Origin of the sequence: Paenibacillus lentimorbus NRRL B-30488 (assembly GCF_000411595.1) — a bacterium.
Lineage (GTDB): Bacteria > Bacillota > Bacilli > Bacillales > Bacillaceae > Bacillus > Bacillus velezensis.
The window spans coordinates 1-20,033 of record NZ_ANAT01000030.1; the positions used below are offsets into that span (position 1 = coordinate 1).

Consider the following 20,033-nt stretch of genomic DNA (forward strand, 5'->3'; position numbering starts at 1 on the left):
TGTCTTAAACCAGTTCATGATGAACTGGTTTTTTATATGAAAGATCACATAGATATATAAAGCTAATGCCCTTGAAAGGCATTAGCTTTTTGTTTACATTGATTTTGCTTTGCTGTTGTGATTTTGAAGATTGTTTGATTTTATTGTCTCGAGTATTCTTAAACTGAACACAATCAGCAGCATAAGGACCATCAGTGCAGTAAACAGCCAGAATGCAGTTTGTGCGGGATATTCATCTAAGCTCCAGCCGACGGCGATCGGAAGGAGTGAACCTCCTAATCCGTTTGAAGCGAGCAGAATACTGGTAGTCGTTTCTGTCTTTCCGGGATAAAAATGATTCGTGATGATTAGGGCTATTGCAAACATGCCTGCCATGAACAGCCCTAAAAAGAAGCAAAGGGCAAAGCCGAACCATACGTTTTTACTTAGTGCTAATACGGTAAGTGCAGCCAGACCGCCAATGCTTATGAGACGAAGATAACGGTGATATGTCAGCTTTTCTGATACCGGGCCTGTTAATAACCTTCCGATGATCATCCCCGTCCAATACACTGTAACTGTTATCGTTGCCAAAGAGTTGGGGATATCCCATTTCTCAGCGAAAATGGAGGGGATAAAATGTACAATTGAAACTTCACTGCCGCCGTAAAAGAAGAAATAAGCCCCCGCCAAGGTAATAAATAGCAATCCGTGTGACCGATAACCAGTGCTTTCTTTTTTAGTGTCAGCGGAAGAGACTTCTTTGCGGATGAGAAGCTGATCAATACTGCCGAAACTCATCTGCTTCCATGCGATTAAAAGTGCAAAACTGGATAACCCTAATACTAAAAAAGCAATTGTCCACATGTGGTTGTTGATAAGAAAGCCTGAGAGCAGAGGCATGAAAAGCGCGCCTAATCCGTAGGCCACTTCCATTTTGCTCATGGCCACAGCCTGTCTTTCTTTAATAGCGGTGAGGATGATCGTACCTACACAGGATTCCACCAATCCGGCGCCAAGCCCCGCGATGCTGACGAGAAGAAAGAGCAGCGGCCAGGGCGGCAGGAAGGTGATGAACATTTCACAGCTGATGAGTGCCATGCCAAAGATAACAACGTTTTTGCGCCCAAGCTTTTTCACCATGTAAGGCATTCCGATGACACCGATGAGAAAGCCCATGAACTGAGAGAATACCAATACACCGCCATTACTGTAGCTTTGTGAATAATGTGTGAGTAACTCAGGCAGTACGGCTCCCAGAATAACAAGTGTAAAAGCAATCGATCCATAAGAAAAACAGCTTATCCACAGCAGACGAGTTTTCATCATTTTATCTCCTTATTGGTAAAATAATATTTCTCTCTACTTGTATGACATGACGTTTTTACAAAAAATCCAAGTATTGTTACTATATCACATAACTTTTTCTCGTACATCCCTTATGGTAACGTTAACAAATTGTTAACATTTTTTACAAGAAAGATCGTTGACATTATTTTCAATAATTAATACGATAAAAAGCGAAATTCTAATAATTTCATAGGGGTGGTATTTGTGGGAACGAAGGAAATCACGAATCCAGACAGCTTGTATTACAGTGTTGACGATGTAGTAATGGAGCGCGGAGAAGGGATTTACCTGTACGATCAAGAGGGGAATGAGTACATTGATTGCGCTTCTGCCACATTTAACTTGAATTTAGGATACGGTAACAAAGAAGTCATTGATACGGTTAAAGAACAAGCCGATAAGCTGATCCATGTGACATCATCTTTTCAAACAGACGCCGTAAATAAACTGGCAGAAAAACTAGTAGAAATCGCCCCCGATAATCTCACAAAAGTACACCCTAAAGTCAGCAGCGGTTCCGGTGCAAATGAAGGAGCTATTAAAATGGCTCAGTATTACTCCGGAAAAACCGATGTCATCTCCTTATTTCGAAGCCACCTCGGACAAACGTATATGACTTCCGCTTTGTCCGGCAACTCATTCAGAAAAGAACCTTTCCCGCCGCAAATTTCTTTTGGCCTTCAAGTCCCCGATCCGTATTGCAGCCGCTGTTTTTATAATCAGAAACCTGATTCATGCGGTATGCTGTGCGTAGAAAGAATTAATGATTTTATTGAGTATGCGAGCAATGGAAAAATTGCCGCCATGATTATTGAACCGATATCCGGTAACGGTGGAAACGTCGTTCCGCCTAAAGAGTATTTTAAACAGCTGAGACAGCTTTGTGATGAACACGAAATCGCCCTGATTTTTGATGAAATTCAGACCGGATTCGGACGGACGGGCAAAATGTTTGCCGCGGACCACTTCGATGTGAAACCTAATATGATGACGGTAGCAAAAGGGCTCGGGGGCACAGGCTTCCAAGTCGCCGCCACTCTGACGGAGGACAAGTATACCGGGCTTCCGGGGTATACACACTCCTTCACGTACGGCTCAAATGTGATGGCCGCCGCTGCCGCGTGTAAAACCATAGATATCATGCAGCGTCCGGGATTTTTGGAAAATGTAACGACGGTCGGTCATTATATTATGGATCGCTTAGAAACGATGAAAGAGGAGTTCGCTTTTATTTCTGAGGTAAGAGGCGTCGGTCTTATGATCGGTGTGGAGATTGTAAAAGAGAACAATGAACCGGATGTGGAGCTGACCAATTATATTGCAAAACGAGCAATGGATTACGGGCTGATTCTCCGGACATCCCGTTACGGGTTCGGAAATGTATTTAAAATCCGTCCGCCTTTAACCATTACACTTAGTGAAGCCGAAGTGCTCTGCTACAGACTTCGCAAGCTATTGGAGGAAATCAAGTGAGAGACTATATCATTGAGCTTGGACAATTTGTTTATCATAAGGTGAAAAATCAAAAAGGCACGCTGAAAAACCGGCTCGTAAACGGCTATTCTCCGGGAGGCGACGCCCAATTTAACATAGACGCCGCTGCTGAGGAGGCGGTGCTGGATTATATTCAAGAAAAGGGCCATCCGGTTGCTTTTTACACGGAGGATGGCGGCCTGAAGCTGATTGGAGAAGATCCGCAATATATTTTAATTGTAGATCCGATAGACGGAACGCGCCCGGCCGCCGCGGGGCTTGAAATGTCGTGTATTTCGATTGCGCTTGCTTCATATAAGCCAAACGCAAAGATTAAGGATATCGAATTTGCTTTTTTGCTTGAATTGAAATCGGGCTCTTATATGTACGGTGATATTTACAGCGATGTCATTCAATTTGAGGGGTATCAGGGAGATTTGCCGAATTTGAGCGGAGTGCGGGATATTAAGAATATGTTTTGGAGCCTTGAATTTAACGGGCATCCGGCGAAGCTGATGACGGACGCATACGGCCATCTGATTGACCAATCGGCTAATAATGGCGGGGTTTTTGTTTTCAACAGCGCTTCTTATTCGATTTCACGAATTATCACGGGGCAGATGGATGCTTATGTGGATATCGGCAATCGTCTGCTGAAAGATGATCCGAAGCTGCTTTCAGATTTTCAGCAGGTTGGGAACGGACAGGTGCTGCATTTGTTTCCTTATGATATTGCCGCAAGCGTCTTTTTGGCGAAGAAAGCGGGAGTGGTCATTACGGATGCATACGGCCGGTCTTTGGACGAAACGCTTCTGACAGATTTAAGTTATCAGAACCAGCAATCATGTATTGCGGCATCAACGAAGGAGCTTCATCAAACATTGTTAGACCAAATCCGCTGGGGCAGAAAGGAAGAGAAATATGAAGGCGCTGGTCTGGACTCCTAATGATAAGCTTGAATATCAAGAGGTGGACGAGCCTCAAATTCGGAAATCCAATGATGTGAAAGTGAAAATTTTCGGCACCGGTATATGCGGAACGGATTTAAATGTGCTGAAAGGAAAAATGAATGCAACCCATCATATGATTATGGGGCATGAATCGGTGGGAGCGGTCGTGGAAATCGGACCGGACGTGACAAATGTAAAAGTCGGAGACCGCGTCGTGATAGATCCTACGCAGTTTTGCGGGAAATGTCATTATTGCCGGAGAGGGCTGACGTGTTATTGCGAAACCTTCGAGGATTGGCAGCTCGGAATCGGGGCGCACGGAACGTTTGCGGAATATTACGTGGGAGAAGACAGGTTCATGTACAGAATTCCGGATTCAATGGAATGGGAGCGGGCCACATTGGTTGAGCCTCTCTCCTGTGTGCTGAATGTTGTGAATAAAGCTTCGATTCAGCCGGAGGACTCGGTCTTGGTTTTGGGGTCCGGACCGATCGGACTGCTTGTGCAAATGATGGTGAAAAAACTGGCGCGATTGACGGTTGCGACTGAAATAGGCAGTTTCCGAAGCGAGGCGGCGAGCCGGATATCGGATTATGTCTACCACCCTGAAGCATTAACCGTGGATGAAGTGAAACGGATTAATCAAGGAAGAAAATTTGATGTGATTTTTGACGCGATCGGCAATCAGCTTGATTGGGCTTATCCTTTTATTGAAAAGGGAGGCAGAATCGTGCCGATGGGCTTTGATGATACGTATGAGATGACAGTCAGGCCGTACCAGCTGCTGTCAAACGGCGTAACGATTGTGGGCACAGGTGAAGCCCGTCAGATCATGGAGGCTGCGTTAGCATGCGCGTCCGACCTTCCGCAGCTCTATGATTTTATTACGGAAAAGACGGAACTGAAGAATTATGAAGAAGCCATTGATCATCTCATGGGCATCGACCCGGTGACAAAAGAAAGAAAGGATATCAGCGCAATAAAAACGATTCTTGTGTCTGATCCGGAACTTTTATAAAAGCGGAAACGGCTCCAGTGAGAGCCGTTTTCTTTTCTTATTTATACGGTCTTGCACATTTCTTTAAAGTTTAATATGATACTCTTTGTTAACCATTCCTTTCCTCAACGACATTATACTCTGAGCGTGTCCCCTTTTTCCCCGCAAGCTTGCCTCATATTCCCCAGATGAAAATCAATGTTTCCAACTGATAAGGTGCGGATTTTTATAGTGAAAAGGAGTCGTTATCATTTGAAAGATTATACGTTACAGCAGCAATGGTTCGGGAATGTCCGTAAAGACATTCTGGCCGGTATTCTGGTTGCTCTCGCTCTGATCCCTGAGGCGATCGGATTTTCAATTATTGCAGGTGTCGATCCGATGGTCGGCCTTTATGCATCATTTTGTATCGCGATTATTATTTCTATCTTCGGCGGCAGACCGGGAATGATTTCAGCCGCTACGGGTTCAATGGCGGTTGTCATGGTGACATTGGTGGCTGATTACGGGCTGCAGTATTTGTTTGCGGCAACCATTTTGACAGGTATTATTCAATTTATTCTTGGTGTCAGTAAGATAGCGAAATTGATGAAATTTATTCCGCGTTCGGTCATGATCGGATTTGTGAATGCTTTGGCGATCTTGATTTTTTCTGCGCAGCTGCCGCAGTTCAAAGGAGCTTCATGGGTCATGTACGCCATGCTTGCCGGATCACTGGCTATCATATATCTTTTGCCGAAGGTTACGACGGCTGTGCCGTCTCCGCTGGTGGCGATTCTTGTCATGACGATCATTGCGGTGGTCTTCCATGCGGATGTCCGCACGGTCGGTGATATGGGCGGGATTACAAGTTCACTTCCGCATTTCTTGATACCGGATGTTCCGTGGACGTTTGAGACATTGCGGATTATTTTCCCGTATTCACTGGCGCTGGCATTCGTCGGATTGCTTGAGTCGTTGCTGACGGCCCAGATCATTGACGAAATGACGGATACGGATAGTGATAAGAACAAAGAAAGCCGCGGACAAGGCATCGCCAATATTGTGAACGGATTTTTCGGAGGCATGGCCGGATGCGCCATGATCGGCCAGTCTGTCATTAATACGAAAGCCGGCGGACGCGGCCGGTTGTCGGCTTTTACGGCCGGAGCGTTTTTAATGTTTTTAATTGCCGTATTAAGCGGTATCGTCGTGAAAATTCCGATGGCTGCGCTTGTGGCCGTGATGGTTATGGTGTCCATCGGCACGTTCGACTGGTCATCGATTAAAGGTTTGCGGAAAGCGCCCCTTACTGATTCGATCGTTATGGTGATTACCGTCGTGACAGTCGTTCTGACAAATGATTTATCGAAGGGTGTTTTCGCGGGTGTGCTGCTAAGCGCAATCTTTTTTACGGCGAAAATTTCTAAGCTGAAGATTGTGTCACATTCTGAACAGAAAGATGTCAGAACTTATAAGGTCACGGGACAGATCTTTTTTGCTTCCGTGTCTGAACTGATGAATGCCATCGTTTATGATGAAGACGTGAAGCGGATTGTCATTGATTTGACCGATGCCCACGTGTGGGATGATTCGGGAGCGGCGGCTCTTGAGAAGATTGTCGCCAAATGTAAAGAATACGGAATTGAGGCTGAATTAAAGGGATTAAATCAGAAAAGCCGAGATTTAATGAAACAAATGGCATAGAATTTGTGAAGTCCGGATGAATATATCCGGGCTTTTTTTCGGTTAAATTTGCCGGTGTGCATTGTTATAATGAATGAGACTTGAAAACCGTATATAGGAGACTTGCATATGATGTGGCTTCAGAAGTTGAACCAAGTGTTGGGGAGAATCATGCCGCTTTTGACTCCGTCAAGTGTGGCGGCGGGTGTGCTGTTATCTCAGCATATCAGCTGGATGGCCGGCGCTGTGCCGTGGATATTTGCATTTATTACATTTACGGGCAGTCTGAGTGCCAATTTTCAATCGCTGAAGCGCAGTATCGAGAAGCCGCTCCCGATGATCATGGCATTGTTTGTTCTGCATATTTTCATGCCTGTTTTTGCATGGGGAAGCGGCCATCTGATTTTCAGCGGTGACCCTTTAACTGTGACGGGGCTGATTATGGGTGTGGTGATCCCGACCGGAATTACGAGTTTGATTTGGGCTGCGATGTATAAGGGAAATGTCGGATTGACGCTGTCTATTATCCTTGTTGATACCGTACTTTCTCCTTTTATCGTACCGTTAAGCCTGTCTGTCCTGGCCGGGGCGAATGTTCAGATGGATGTGTGGGGCATGATGAAAGGGCTGGCGGAGATGGTGGTGATTCCGTCCATCGCAGGGATGATGGTCAACCAGTTTTCCCCGCCGGTAAGGACTCAGGCGATAAGCCGGTCATTGTCTCCTTTTTCAAAAATCTGTCTGATGATTGTCATTGCCATTAACAGTTCGGAAATCGCGCCGTATGTCACGCATGTGGATATCAAATTTGCTGGCATCGCTGGCATGGTATTTTTTATTGCCATGACGGGTTATGCCGTGGCTTGGCTGATCGGAAGACTGATGAAGCGGAGCCAGGATGAAATCGTGTCTCTGATTTATACGGGGGGCATGCGCAATATCAGCGCCGGAGCCGTTCTCGCCGTGTCTTTTTTTCCGTCTCAAGTGGCGGTTCCGGTCGTCATCGGGATGCTCTTTCAGCAAATCCTTGCCGCTTTGTTCGGCTATTTGCTGAGACGCTTTGAACTTAAGCCGGTCGTGATCAAGTATGAAAAAAACCGCTCAGCTACGTGAGCGGTTTTTTCCGTACAGCCAGCTTAGTGCTGAATTGAATTGTCGTTTGAACGCTTCTTGATGGTGCACGGCACCCTCTTCGATCGTGAATGAGAGCTGAGATTGAGAAAAGCCTTTTTGCCTCAGGCTTTTGTACACGTCTTTATTTTGTCGGATCATGGTGTTTTGGATGTTACATTTTTGCTCTGCTTCACGGCTGCCAACAGACATATAGATACGCCGCCGTGCCGGCCGCAAAGGTGCGGAGCGGACATAATCTGCTGATTTTTCATACCAGAAGGAACCGGAAATACAGCCGATTCTGCCGAATATTTCAGGCTTTTGCAGCATCGCGTATATCGAAAACAGTCCGCCTAATGACGCGCCGATCAGTCCTCTCGTTTCCGGATGTGCAGAAATGTGATGCATATCTTCAACAGTTGGAATGATGACATTTGTCAGCTCCTCAAGAAAGAGCCTCCCTTTGCCGCCGAAATCATGAAACGCAGGGCTCAGGGAAGGTGCCGGCCACGGTGTGTACTCATCGAGTCTGTCAGCCGGTTTGATGCCGATGAAAATCAATTCGGAAAGTGTTCCGTCTGCAAATTGGAATTCAAGCTTATCTATCTGTTCTAAAAACAAAGAGCCTCCGTCAAGTACGTACACACAGGGTAAAGCCCCCGTTTGAACCGAATAGGACGGAGGAAGATACACAGTGCATTCCCTTCCGTTTATCCGGTGTTCTGTAAGGGTGCCTCTCATGCGTCCAGCCCCTTCTTTTGCTTAAACAGAAGAAAAAAGAAATAAGGAACGCCGAGAATCGCAAGAATAATTCCCGCCGGCACTTCTGAAGGCTGAAAGAACAATTTGCCCGCAAAGTCGGCGGATATGACGAGGAGCATACCGACCAGTCCGCTGACCGGTAATGAGTATCTGTGCTCAATCCCGGCGAGTCTGCGGGAAATATGGGGCGCGATCAGTCCGACAAATGCCATGCTGCCCGCTGCGGTTACACATGCGCTGATCAAAGCGATGCAGGCAATGAGTAAAATGGTTTTTCTTTATTGGTTGAAACACCGAGGCTTTTCACCGTGTCCTCATCGAAACGAATGGTATCCAGCAATGACGTTTTCGCCATAAGAAGAGGAATGAACAAGATCAGCCACGGAAGGATTGCCGTAATGGTCATCCAGTTTGCCGACCAGATGCTGCCGTTTTTCCAAACCATCGCCATCTCATAATCCTGCGGGTCCATTTTTAATGAAAGAAATAAAGACAGCGCGCTGAATCCGGAATTCATGGCGATCCCGACGAGAATAATTCTGCCCGATTCCAGATGCCCCCGGTGCCAGGCGAAAATATAGATCAGCACGGCCGCCATCAATCCTCCGATGAGGCCGAAGACAGGCATACCCATCGCAGAGGCAAGTGCCGTCGCTTCAGATTGTCCCTGAAACAGAAGCATAAACGTGACGATTCCCGCTCCGGCTCCTGCATTAATGCCCAAAATACCGGGATCGGCAAGACCGTTTTTGGTAATGGCCTGAATAACGGCTCCGGCTATCCCCAATCCGAGTCCGATGGCAGCAGCCATGACTATGCGCGGCAGCCTCAGCTGAAACAGCAAAATGTCATATTGCGGATTCGGATGGATGCGGAAAAGCGTACTGAGCAGTTCACCCGGCTTTGCGGAAAAAGAACCGCTTGTCATGCTGAAATAGCTTACGAGCAATATGAGAGCAATCAGAATGATATAAATTCCGGCCATTTTACGCACCACGCTGATCCCCTCCTTTTCTTTTAATCAAATAAAGAAAGAAAGGAACACCGATGATAGAAGTGACGACTTCAATAGGCGTCTCAAACGGGTAATTGATGAATCGGCTGGCAAGATCGCAAAGGGTCAGGAAGACGCCGCCGATGATGCACGCGCATGGGATCAGCCTGCTGTAGTCCGATCCGACGAGAAAACGTGTGATGTGCGGAACGACCAAACCGACAAAGGCAATTTTTCCGGCGAGCGCCACCGAGCTTCCGGTCAATATGACAACGGCCGCCATCGCCATGAGTTTGATGGTTCTTTTCTGCTGTCCCAGACTTTTTGAAATGTCGTCTCCTAATGATACGGCAGTGACCTTTTTGCTGAGAATCATGGCCGTGATAATTCCGATCGCAAAAAACGGGACGGCCAGTTTCAAAAAATCAGGGTTCATTTGATGCAGTCTCGCACTGTACCAAAAACTGAGATCCTGCGAAATTTGAAAATAAATCGAAAGCGCAGCCGACAGACTGCTGAGAAGCATACTGGTTACCGTTCCGATAATGGCAAGCTGCACAGGGGTAAAACCGCCGGGAAGAATGGAGGCCAGCCCGAAAACAAGAGCCGCGCCGAATGCGGAACCGATAAACGAGTATATGATCATTTCAATGGATGTCGATTGAGGGAGCAATACCATGCAAAGGGTGATGATAAAAGCGGAGCCGTCCGACACACCCATGATCGAAGGCGAGGCCAGATAGTTCCGTGTGATTCCCTGCATGAGCGCTCCGGAAACAGCAAGGGCGGCGCCGATAAACATAGCGCCGGCAGCCCTCGGGATTCTTGAATGCCATATGATCTGATGGTCGGTATTCTCCGGATTAAAGTGCAGCAATGCGGAGAACACGGTATGGAAGTCAAGCTGCTTTGCACCGTATAAAACGGAAAGGAGCAGTGACAGAACAATGGCAATCGGTGAAGCAATGATAATAATGTGTGTCCGCCGTTTTGCATACATGTGAAAAACCTACTCTTTATTAGTCTTGAGTCAATTTGTCAGCCGCAACCTGTAAGAAGCTGATTTTACTCCACGCGGTTCCGCCTTGGGCTAATGGATCAATCGTATTGACGTATACATGGTCTTTTTTGACTGCCTTCAGGCTCTTCCAGATCGGATTTTTCTCTAAGTCTTTCAAAGCGTCCGGCTTATCTGCGTTTTCGTCATCAGAAAATTGTACGAAGATATGGTCAGGGTTCATTTCGCTTAATTTTTCAAGAGAGATCAGTTCCTGCGCTTTCGCCGCTTTGACTTCGTCCGGCGCCTTCAGGCCTAAATCACCGTAAAGCGTGGAGTTGAAATAAACTTGTTCAGGATAAATATAGATATTGCCTTGTCTGATTCTGATGACCAGCGCGTTTGACTGTTTCGCTTTGCTGTTGATCTTTGTTTTTGTCTTTTTCAGGTCCTGTTCGTAATCTGCGATGATTTTTTTCGCTTTTTTCTCTTTATCTGTAAGCTGGGCGAGCAGCATCATGTTTTCTTTCCAGTTTGATGAGATATGAGAGACAGGGATGGTTTCAGCGGTGCCGCTCAATTTTTTCAACGTTTTTTCCGGGAATTTGGTTGATGCCAGAATGACGTCCGGCTGCAGCTCAAGAATTTTTTCCATATTCGGCTGCATTTTTTCTCCCGTTGATACGGATTTATCTGTAATATCTTTAAACAGTTCCGGGAATTTGCCGGAGAAAGAAATTGCTCCTGCCGGATGAACGTCAAGCAATTTGGCGTCTTCCATTGATTCTACGCTGCCTGTAATGGCGATTTTGTCAGTCGGCGCTTTGACTTCATATGTTTTTCCGAGATATTCGATTTTCTTTTTATCTGAAGAAGCGTCCTTTCCTTTACTTGCTGTATCAGATGTTTCTGAGCTTCCGCAAGCCGCGGCCGTGAAAGCCAAAAGCAAAATCATGAAAGCGAATGCCAATTTCTTCATCTATTGTTCCTCCTGTTCAATTGATAACTATTATCAATTGGAATTATAGAGAATGAATAGGGATAAGACCATGGATAATTTCCGGCATTACCATGGACGATCTTCGGATAAAATGGAAATGCTTTGCTCGATCATCCGCTGATGTCCGCTTGGAGAATATTCAATCCACGGGTCAGATGAAATGGGAAACACGCGTTTATTGCTGACGGCACTAAGGTTCTGCCATATCCCGGTCTGCTGAATCCGCTGAAAATAGCGAAGCGTTTCCGGTTCTTTACAAGTGAAAAGCATGATGCAGTCAGCCTGGCAATCCGCCAGCATTTCCAAGGAAATCTTTTCGTCAGGAGCAAAAGATGCCGGTTTTGCGGAGGCAAAGTCTAAATCACCGAAGAAGACTTCCTCAATACTGTTGTTATGGGCGATGTACATATTTTCTTTATATACACGGACAAATAAGAATCGCTGGTGCCGCACGTGTTTAAGAGCATCTTTCGCTGAATGGGCGAGACTTTGATAAGTTTTAAGCCAGTGCCGCGCTTCCTGCTCTTCATTCAGATATGCGGCTGTGCGAAGAAACTGGTCTCTCCAATTCTCTTGAGCCGGAAGATAAAAAACTTCAGTGATGTCATTCAGGCGCTGTTTTTCTTCTTCACTGACAGAATCGAGACTGAAAATGATGTCCGGGGCAGCTTGAGACAGCGTGTGCAGGTTTTCTTCCCAATTTGCATTATAGCGGTAAGCGCTCAGGTGAACCGGAATATCGGAAGAGAATTGTTTGTAATAATAGGCCGTCCATTTCGGGTGCAGCGCCGCAGCGTAAGGCACGTGATGCAGAGGAATCAGATGCCCCATCGTTTCTTTTCCGTACGCAGCCATTTTTGTTCGTCTTTTTTTCATATAGCTTGTAGGTGAGCTGCCGGTATGTTTTTTAAAGATGCGGCTGAAATAAAATTCGTCCTGGTAGCCGATTTGATGAGCGATTTCCCGCAGTTTGCAGCTTGCCTTGGCCATCAGTTTTTTCGCATTGGTTATGCGGATGTCTGTGATATATTCAGTTACGCTCTGCCCGTATAGTTTTTTAAAGGTTTCACTGTAATGCTTGGGACTGATTCCCGCCATATGAGCGAGCTGGGTGAGCGTGATTTTTGTGTCGGACTGAGCATGTATGAATTGTTTTGTCTGTTCGATCGCCGCTTTCGTATTATTTTGATGGCATACTTTTGCGGCATAGAGGTCGTACATCAGCTGCTGAAAGTCGGCTGTATATTTCATTTTCTGCAATCCATCCGCCGATCGCACGTTTTCAGAAAGTGATTGGAGCCGGCTTGTCAAATGATCAACCGTTTGTAAATTCATTTGCTGAAGTCCGTGGAAGATGTCTTCCCCGTTATCCGGAAGCATCGCTTCATCATCTGAGGAATAGGAGAAAACACGGAGTCTGACGATATACAAATGGATGCCGCCTGACGATATAGGGGCAATATTGAATGTCTCATCACAAGGACAGATGTAGAGCGTTTCCTTCTGCAGCGGAAAGCTGTCTGTGCCGATATCAATTTGTCCCTCGCCTTTCACATGAAAGATCAATACGGGGGAATCAGTGAGCTGATGCTCTGACAGAAGGTCGGCTGTTTTTTTTACGGAGATGATATCAATGGGCTGAAAGAATAATGTGTTTTTCATGAGAAACCACCTTTTAGGAAACATTCATTTAAATGATAACTGTTATCAATTGAATTGTACCAAATAAATGAATGTTTTCCTATAAAAAGCGGAAATGTGAAATGCGACAAAATGTTACACGTGTAACACGAATGTTGTCAGTATATGAGGTATTGTTTTCTTAGAGTTTTGAATTGGTCCAGCCGGCGTTGATATGTGCCGGTGATGTCTTCAATGGAAGCGCCTTTTTCTATTTTTTTGCGTACCCAGCCGTTACCGATCAGCTTGTCAAAAGAGCCTGTCGGCAAGAATGAAAAGTCATTCGGATATAAGTCATGCATGGTTTTCAGAATGGAGAGCCCTGTTTTTGCCGCTCCAAATGTGTTTCTGTTTGTTACGTAGACTTGTACGCCGTGGCACAGCTTGCCCTGGTGCTTGGAGAAGCTGGGGATGAATGAAGCGGCTCTGAAGGTGACGCCCGGAAGCTTGAGACTGTTCAGGCGTTCTTCGAGCTCGGTGCTTTTCATATAAGGCGCGCCGATAAGTTCAAACGGCTTTGTCGTGCCCCTTCCTTCGGACACGTTTGTGCCTTCGATTAGTCCTGTCGCCGAATATGCGAATATGCTGTCCGGGGTCGGGATATTAGGCGAAGGGAGGACGAACGGCAGACCGGTATCTTCAATCGTCATCGTCCGCTTCCAACGCTTCATTTTTACGACGGTGAGGTCGGCGCCAATATGAAACTCTTTATTGAATAAAAGAGCAAGCTCACCGATCGTCATGCCGTGCTTCAGCGGGATCGGATACAGTCCGACAAATGAAGCGTAATCCGGTTCAAGAACCGGGCCGTCCGGATTTCGTCCGCCTTGCGGATTCGGCCGGTCCAAGACATAAAAAGGAATGCCTTTTTCTTTGGCCGCTTCCATGGCATAGGCCATTGTATAAATGTACGTGTAGTACCGCGTTCCGACATCCTGAATATCGAAAATCAGCACATCTGTATCTTTCAGCATGTCAGGCGTCGGTTTCCTCGTTTCCCCGTATAGGCTGTAGACGGGAAGCCCTGTTTTTTCGTCTATATAGGATGTGACTTTGTCTCCGGCCTGAGCATCGCCGCGGACACCGTGCTCGGGTCCGAATAATGCCGTCAAGTGGATGTCTGGCGCCTCATACAGCACGTCAACGCTGCTTTTCAATGATGCGTTCACACCGGTCGGGTTGGTGATCAGTCCGACCCTTTTTCCCTTCAGTTCCTGTTTATAATCTTTCAGCAGGCGGTCGATGCCTGTTTGGATGCTTGGTTTCTTGGCGGTATGAAGGTTTCTGTCAGAAGCCGCCGAGACTGCCGTCATAGCACTGATGACGACAAGTCCGGCGAGAAGTGCAGCCGTATGTGTTTTCATAATCAGCCCTCCTGTTTAAAGCGGTTTTCCGGTCTTCAGATTGATACCGAAACCATAAGGATACAGTGTCGTTCCCGGATGCGTGACGGAAGGAATGTCAGCGGGCAGCCTGCCTTGCGGTGTTGTCTGTCCGAATATCGCTTCAATGCCTGCCGGAATGTTTGGCTGGAGGAATTGTCCGTCTGTATATCCTTTAAAGCCGTAGACTGCGATAAGGGCTTCAGCTTCTTCAAAATTCGCGGCGTCGTAAGGATTACGCAGGCTCATCAGCACAAAGGGTTTTTGGTTCGATTGTGCGGCTTTCATGACGGCCCGCGGAAATGCAGTCGTCCACTTGCCGGGATCTGTGACGGAATCGTCAATCACGCCGTCGTTTACGACAGGGTCATTTTTTACGACATAGGAGCCTGTAATCACGTAATCCGCATCAGATACCAGCTTTTTGTGTTCATCATGAAATGTGCGCTCGGCGAAGTTCATTTTACTGATGGTTACCGGCCGGATTTTTTTCTTCTTGATGAGCTGCTGAATGGTTTGTTCCATTGCCGCTGTTTGATCTTCATAAGGAGCGGCAATGAGAACGCGGCTGTTCTTTTTCGGTTTGAATGGGAGCGTGCGGTTTTTGTTTTGTAAGACGGTGACGGATCTTTCCGCGATTTGTTTTTCAGTTTTCAGGTGATTTTTACTGCCGACGGTTTTCTTTGCTTTTGCAATCTTCTTTTTCAGATTTGTCTCTTTCGGTGCGGGATATATCCCTCGTTTTATTTTCAGGGAAATGATGCGTTCAACTGATTTGTTAATTTGCTGCAGCGGAATATCCCCTTTTTGCACCGCCTTTTTTAAAGCGGAATGAACCCGGGCAAAGCGGTTTTCTGTTTGCAGCGATGTCACTTGGGCCGGCATCAGGGCAATATCGACTCCTGCTTTTACTGCCATGACGACCGCCTCTTCCTGACCGAAATGATCGGCAATGGCTTTCATATTTAATGCATCCGTAACGATGACGCCGTTAAATCCCATTTCCTCACGGAGAAGATGAGTCATCACTTTTTTCGAGAGTGTGGCAGGTACGAGGATATCTGAACCGTCCAGCTTGCTTTTATAGGTTGTATCGTCAAAAGCGGGAAATTGCACATGGGCTGTCATGATCATATCAGCTCCGGCCTGAATGGCCTGCCGGAACGGATAAAGTTCAATCTGACGCAGCCTTTCTTGATTGTGGGTGACAAGCGGAAGGCCGTAGTGGCTATCGACATCCGTGTCGCCGTGTCCCGGGAAATGTTTGACGGCGGAAGCGACATCCTGCTTTTGCTGAGCCTTCATTGAGGCAAGGCCGAGTGAAGCTGTCAGATCACGGTCTGAACTGAACGACCTGACGCCGATGACAGGGTTTCCGGGATTATTATTGATATCGAGAACGGGAGCGAAATTCGTATTAATGCCCAGTGTTTTCAGTTCTTTCCCGATAATGGCGCCGGTCTGGAACGCGTAGGCTGTTTTTCTAGCAGCCCCGAGCGCCATATTGCCTGGGAAATGAGTGCCCTCACCAAGTCTAGTTACGATGCCGCCCTCCTGATCAATGCTTAATAATAGCGGAATGTCAGGGCTCGCCTTTTGAAAGGCATCTGTCAGGCGTACCGTTTGCTCAGTGTTTTTTACATTTTCTGCAAATAAGATAACGCCGCCGAACCGGTACTTTTGAATAAGCCTTGCGACTTCGTCATTCATTTGGGTAAGAGCCTCAGGTGATGACTGCCCCTTTTTTTGCCAATTGCGAAAATCAGGCATGAGCATCTGCCCTAATTTTTCATCTAATGTCATACGGGATACCGCTTGTTCCGCCTGTGACGGAATATCCGGTTTTGTCGATGCATGATGCGTGCCGAATACAATGAACAACAGTAATACAGCTGAGATGAAAAGTTTCATAATGGTGCCCTCCTGCCGTCATAGTTTGGACAAAAGACATGGGTTGTCATTCAATGGCTTCATAAATCGCTTTTATGACGCTGCCGTAGCTTCCGGTCGGGAAAAGATCCCCTTCAAAAACATTCGGGTTTTCACCGGGGCTGACGACGGGGGAATGCTTTTTATTGGTCAAAAGTGCGATCCCCAGCTTATAAGCGGGATCAATAATCGTGATGGTGCCGGTCCATCCCGTATGGCCGTATGCCTGCCTGCTTGCATAAGGTCCGAACATCCACTCCATATCCGGGCTGCCGTTTTTCCGCCAGCCGAGAGCGAATGTCGGATCAGAGGATGCCGCGGTTGTGAACAAATCGGCCGTTCTTTTATTGAAGAGAGAAACATGTTTATAACTGCCGCCGTTCAGCATGACTTGAAGGAGGACGGCCATATCATCAGCTCTGGAAAACAGCCCGGCGTGACCGGACACCCCTCCCATTGAGTAAAATGCTTTTTCATCGTGAACTTCCCCCTGCAGCGTATACGTCCTGATGTGAGGGAAATGGATGACTCCGTCACGTGTGTTGCCTAAACGTTCAGTAGCTGCGAATGCTTTTTCTTTAAAACCTTTTTGCAGCGGATTGAACAGTGTGTGCGTCAGTTCCAGCGGTTTGTACAGTTCTTGTTCCGCATAGGTATCAAGGGTTTTTCCGGTTATGTTTTCAATGATGCAGCCGAGAAGCATGTAACCGATATCGCTGTATACGTGTTTTGTTCCCGGCTTGTATTCAAGCGGGATTTGGGTGAGAAAACGGATCGTTTTATCCCGTTCTTGTGAATATAAAGGGCCTGCGGTGTCCGGCTGATAGAAATAAAAGCTTGCTGGCAGACCGGATTGATGCTGGAGCACATCGATGACGCGTATGCGGTCTTTTCCTTGAATTGGATCGCTTTTTCTGTCTTTGAAATCAGGAAGGTAAGCCGAGACTTTTTGATACACATCAAGCTTTCCCTGGCTGACGAGTCGCTGTAGTGCAAAATTGGCCGCGTACATTTTTGTATTGGAAGCTAAATCAAACATGGTTGATGTTTTCATTTTTTTCGGACGGGATAAAAGGGTGTTCCCGTCATATTTTTTGCTGTAGCCGAATGCTTTCTTTTTGATCACCCGTCCGTCCTTTACGACGACGAGGACGGCTCCGGGGAATCCTGCTGCGATGTCTTTTTCAATCATTTGATCAACCTTTCTGAGCTTTGCTGCGTCGTATAATTTGGATTGGGCTTCGGCTTTGTGCTGCGGCAGAAAAGAGAGGCTGATGACCATTGTGAGTATGGCGGCTGTCAGTGTTTTCATATTCTGATCCCTCCCGGTTTATTCAAATTCAGCAGCCATGTCATCCTTAAATCCGACCGCATAAGTGAAGACAAAGCCCGCCGCGTAAGAGATGAAGAGACCGATGATATACAAAACGATTTGAGCCGGCTGTACGAGAAATGAGAGCGGAAGGCCGGAGACACCGATTGAAAAAGTAGCCACTTGAAAATGGGCTTGAAAAGCGCCGCCGATTCCCGCCCCTAAACACGCCGTCAAAAACGGCCGGCCGAGCGGGAGCGTGACGCCGAAGATGAGCGGCTCTCCGATTCCGAGCAGACCGGATGGAAGTCCGCCGCCGATCGCTCTTTTTAATGAGGCTTTTTTTGTTTTCATAAAGATGGCGAAGGCCGCGCCTACTTGACCCGCGCCTCCCATCGCGAGAATCGGAAGAAGCGGGTCATCTCCGATTGATCGGATTAATTCCAAATGTACGGGAGTCAAGCCCTGATGCAGGCCGGTGACGACAAGCGGCAGGAAGGCGGCTCCCAGTACAAACCCTGAGAGCACTCCCCCGACATTCAGCAGCGACAATAAACCTGATGTAATCAGATCAGAAATAAAACCGCCTGCAGGGATAAAAACGACATATGTCACCAGCCCGGTGATAAGTAAAGACAATGTAGGCGTGACGATAATGTCGATGGATTGATGGACGTACTTTCTGATAAACCGTTCGGTATAAGCGATAAAAACCGCAGCGAAAAGAACGCCGATTAATCCTCCCCTGCCAGGGAGCAGATTCTCTCCGAACAAACTGATATTGGCGATCTCAGGGTTAAGGATCAATATACCCGCAAGGCCGCCCATCTCGGGTGTCCCGCCGAATTCCTTCGCCGCATTGATGCCGACAAGGACGCCGAGGTAAGCGAACAAGCCTGAACCGATAACCGTTAAAATAAGTGCGATTTGAGATTCTTTCGGGAGCCAGCCGGCCTGAATGACGGCTTTCGTAATACCGGTGATTAAACCTGATGCAATGAGTGCGGGAATAAGGGGAATGAAGATGCTTGATATTTTTCTCAGAAACAATTTGATGGGTGTGGTGTTTTTTCTGTTGAGATCGGCTTTTTTCCGTGAGGCGGCTTCTTTTAAATCAATGTTTTTTCCGGATGGCATAAGTTTTGCGAAAGCGTCGGCGACATGATTGACGACACCCGTGCCGAGAATGATCTGCAGTGTTTCAGCTTCGACGACGCCTATTACCCCGTCAAGCCGTTTCAGCGCCTCAATATCCGTTTTGTCCCGATCTAAAGGTGTAATCCTCAGGCGTGTCATACAGTGGGTAAAGCCTGAAATATTCGATGAACCGCCGCAATTGTCCAGGATATCTTTGGCCAGTGACTGATAAAATGCCTCTTTGCTCATGGAGATCCTCCTTTTTCCGTACGATTTTTCCCGGGGAGCTATGCCTGAAACGCGTCCTAAAAGCGCCTGCGCCGAACATGAAAACGGCGCGGGCTCGTAAAAGCACATTATTTTTCACCAAAGAACGATCAGCGTTCTTTTTCTCTTGAAACGTGCTGTTCAATGGCTTTATCAATGAATCCTTCTGATTCTTTGAGCAGTGCCTTCGCGTGTGTTTCGTCCGAATTCGTCTTCAGCATGACGATTGCCGTTTTGACATGGCTGCCTGCGGCCTCAAGCGTTTCTTTTGCCTTGTCGTACGGAACGCCAGTGACGCTTTGGATAATGCCGATGGCGCGTTCTTTCAATTTTTCGTTGCTGACATGAACGTCCACCATTAAATTTTCGTACACTTTGCCGCTTTTAATCATCACGGCCGTGGAAATCATGTTCAGAATCATTTTATGTGCCGTCGCGGCTTTCATTCGTGTTGACCCTGTAATCACTTCGGGGCCGACAATGACTTCAATGCTGTGATCGGCAAAGGTGCTGATCAATGAGTCCTTATTGCATGTGAGCGCGACGGTTTTGGCGCCGATTGTTTTTGCATATTTCAGCGCACCGGCCGCATACGGCGTGCGCCCGCTTGCCGCGATGGCGATCACGGTGTCTTCTGCGGTAAGCCCGATCGTTTTGAGATCGAGAGCGCCGGTTTCCTCGCTGTCTTCTATACCTTCAGCCGCTTGCAAAAAGGCGTCTGCCCCTCCGGCCATCAGACCGATGACGGTGTCGGGACTTACGCTGTATGTAGGCGGGCATTCAACCGCATCCAGTACACCGAGTCTGCCGCTTGTGCCCGCTCCCGCATAAATCAGCCTGCCGTTTCGCCGTAAGGACTGATGGGCGAATTGAACGGCAATCTGAATATCGGGCAGCACCTGCTGAACGGCTTCAGCCACTTTGAAATCCTCTTCGTTAATGATGCGGAGAATTTCCATCGTGTCTGCCTGATGGATTGAAGCGGTCTGCGGGTTTCTGGTTTCTGTGGTCAATCTGTGAATGTTAAGCCGGTCTGTCATGATTGT

The 20,033-nt window shown here is 47.2% G+C and carries 15 protein-coding genes and 1 pseudogene; 5 read left to right on the forward strand and 11 right to left on the reverse strand.

The genetic code is table 11. The features are described 5' to 3' along the window. Positions 1-93 precede the first annotated feature (93 nt). Positions 94-1,305, reverse strand: a complete 1,212-nt coding sequence (locus tag D368_RS14860) for an MFS transporter (RefSeq protein ID WP_172437945.1) — start codon at positions 1,303-1,305, stop codon at positions 94-96. Between the two features lie 228 nt (positions 1,306-1,533). Here D368_RS14860 and D368_RS14865 point away from each other — a divergent pair, with 228 nt between their 5' ends. The 5 genes from D368_RS14865 (at position 1,534) to D368_RS14885 (ending at position 7,527) form a co-directional block, all read left to right on the forward strand. Then, positions 1,534-2,802: an aspartate aminotransferase family protein gene (locus tag D368_RS14865; RefSeq protein WP_128574937.1), complete on the forward strand. Its 1,269-nt coding sequence runs from the start codon at positions 1,534-1,536 to the stop codon at positions 2,800-2,802. After that, the gene (locus D368_RS14870) at positions 2,799-3,749 is read left to right on the forward strand and encodes an inositol monophosphatase family protein (RefSeq protein WP_128574938.1); all 951 of its coding nucleotides are present in this window, start codon (positions 2,799-2,801) and stop codon (positions 3,747-3,749) included. The genes D368_RS14865 and D368_RS14870 overlap by 4 nt, the downstream gene beginning before the upstream one ends. Then, positions 3,724-4,770 (forward strand): zinc-dependent alcohol dehydrogenase, encoded by a 1,047-nt coding sequence (locus D368_RS14875; RefSeq protein WP_128574939.1) that lies wholly within the window; start codon positions 3,724-3,726, stop codon positions 4,768-4,770. Before D368_RS14870 ends, D368_RS14875 begins: the two co-directional genes overlap by 26 nt. Positions 4,771-5,001: 231 nt before the next feature. Further along, on the forward strand, positions 5,002-6,435 hold the full coding sequence (locus D368_RS14880; protein ID WP_071392193.1) for a SulP family inorganic anion transporter: 1,434 nt from the start codon (positions 5,002-5,004) through the stop codon (positions 6,433-6,435). Positions 6,436-6,585: 150 nt separating this feature from the next. Continuing rightward, positions 6,586-7,527 (forward strand): bile acid:sodium symporter family protein, encoded by a 942-nt coding sequence (locus D368_RS14885; RefSeq protein WP_094247904.1) that lies wholly within the window; start codon positions 6,586-6,588, stop codon positions 7,525-7,527. Here the strand turns inward: D368_RS14885 and D368_RS14890 are convergent. The 10 genes and pseudogenes from D368_RS14890 to murQ all read right to left on the reverse strand — a co-directional run bounded on the left by D368_RS14890 (position 7,516) and on the right by murQ (position 20,027). After that, entirely contained in the window at positions 7,516-8,268 is a 753-nt protein-coding gene (locus D368_RS14890; RefSeq protein ID WP_029974802.1) for an alpha/beta hydrolase, read from the reverse strand. The genes D368_RS14885 and D368_RS14890 overlap by 12 nt on opposite strands. Further along, positions 8,265-9,274: pseudogene (gene feuC / locus D368_RS14895) on the reverse strand (iron ABC transporter permease FeuC). Before feuC ends, D368_RS14890 begins: the two are co-directional and overlap by 4 nt. Before the next feature lies 1 nt (position 9,275). Next, the gene (locus tag D368_RS14900; protein ID WP_007609051.1) at positions 9,276-10,283 is read right to left on the reverse strand and encodes a FecCD family ABC transporter permease; all 1,008 of its coding nucleotides are present in this window, start codon (positions 10,281-10,283) and stop codon (positions 9,276-9,278) included. A gap of 19 nt (positions 10,284-10,302) precedes the next feature. Continuing rightward, the gene (locus tag D368_RS14905) at positions 10,303-11,259 is read right to left on the reverse strand and encodes an ABC transporter substrate-binding protein (protein WP_003156778.1); all 957 of its coding nucleotides are present in this window, start codon (positions 11,257-11,259) and stop codon (positions 10,303-10,305) included. Positions 11,260-11,346: 87 nt separating this feature from the next. Then, complete coding sequence (gene btr, locus D368_RS14910; protein WP_094247292.1) at positions 11,347-12,942, reverse strand: bacillibactin transport transcriptional regulator Btr; 1,596 nt, start codon at positions 12,940-12,942, stop codon at positions 11,347-11,349. Positions 12,943-13,079: 137 nt separating this feature from the next. Beyond that, positions 13,080-14,324 carry an exo-beta-N-acetylmuramidase NamZ family protein gene (locus D368_RS14915; protein ID WP_128574940.1) on the reverse strand — a complete coding sequence of 415 codons (1,245 nt, stop codon included), beginning with the start codon at positions 14,322-14,324 and terminating at the stop codon, positions 13,080-13,082. Between the two features lie 15 nt (positions 14,325-14,339). After that, complete coding sequence (locus D368_RS14920) at positions 14,340-16,253, reverse strand: glycoside hydrolase family 3 protein (protein ID WP_128574941.1); 1,914 nt, start codon at positions 16,251-16,253, stop codon at positions 14,340-14,342. A 46-nt stretch (positions 16,254-16,299) separates the two neighbouring features. Further along, positions 16,300-17,583, reverse strand: coding sequence for a penicillin binding protein PBP4B (gene pbp4b, locus D368_RS14925; protein WP_128574942.1), 1,284 nt, complete (start codon positions 17,581-17,583; stop codon positions 16,300-16,302). Positions 17,584-17,601: 18 nt separating this feature from the next. Beyond that, positions 17,602-18,969, reverse strand: coding sequence for a PTS transporter subunit EIIC (locus D368_RS14930; protein ID WP_128574943.1), 1,368 nt, complete (start codon positions 18,967-18,969; stop codon positions 17,602-17,604). A gap of 128 nt (positions 18,970-19,097) precedes the next feature. Then, positions 19,098-20,027, reverse strand: coding sequence for an N-acetylmuramic acid 6-phosphate etherase (gene murQ, locus D368_RS14935; RefSeq protein WP_077721709.1), 930 nt, complete (start codon positions 20,025-20,027; stop codon positions 19,098-19,100). Positions 20,028-20,033: the final 6 nt, after the last annotated feature.

Bases quoted from the DNA above. Each gene is read 5' to 3' on its own strand.
- D368_RS14860 (WP_172437945.1), bottom strand. From the start codon at position 1,305: ATGAAAACTCGTCTGCTGTGGATAAGCTGTTTTTCTTATGGATCGATT.
- D368_RS14875 (WP_128574939.1), top strand. From the start codon at position 3,724: ATGAAGGCGCTGGTCTGGACTCCTAATGATAAGCTTGAATATCAAGAG.
- D368_RS14885 (WP_094247904.1), top strand. From the start codon at position 6,586: ATGCCGCTTTTGACTCCGTCAAGTGTGGCGGCGGGTGTGCTGTTATCT.
- D368_RS14890 (WP_029974802.1), bottom strand. From the start codon at position 8,268: ATGAGAGGCACCCTTACAGAACACCGGATAAACGGAAGGGAATGCACT.
- D368_RS14900 (WP_007609051.1), bottom strand. From the start codon at position 10,283: ATGTATGCAAAACGGCGGACACACATTATTATCATTGCTTCACCGATT.
- D368_RS14905 (WP_003156778.1), bottom strand. From the start codon at position 11,259: ATGAAGAAATTGGCATTCGCTTTCATGATTTTGCTTTTGGCTTTCACG.
- btr (WP_094247292.1), bottom strand. From the start codon at position 12,942: ATGAAAAACACATTATTCTTTCAGCCCATTGATATCATCTCCGTAAAA.
- D368_RS14915 (WP_128574940.1), bottom strand. From the start codon at position 14,324: ATGAAAACACATACGGCTGCACTTCTCGCCGGACTTGTCGTCATCAGT.
- D368_RS14920 (WP_128574941.1), bottom strand. From the start codon at position 16,253: ATGAAACTTTTCATCTCAGCTGTATTACTGTTGTTCATTGTATTCGGC.
- pbp4b (WP_128574942.1), bottom strand. From the start codon at position 17,583: ATGAAAACACTGACAGCCGCCATACTCACAATGGTCATCAGCCTCTCT.
- D368_RS14930 (WP_128574943.1), bottom strand. From the start codon at position 18,969: ATGAGCAAAGAGGCATTTTATCAGTCACTGGCCAAAGATATCCTGGAC.
- murQ (WP_077721709.1), bottom strand. From the start codon at position 20,027: ATGACAGACCGGCTTAACATTCACAGATTGACCACAGAAACCAGAAAC.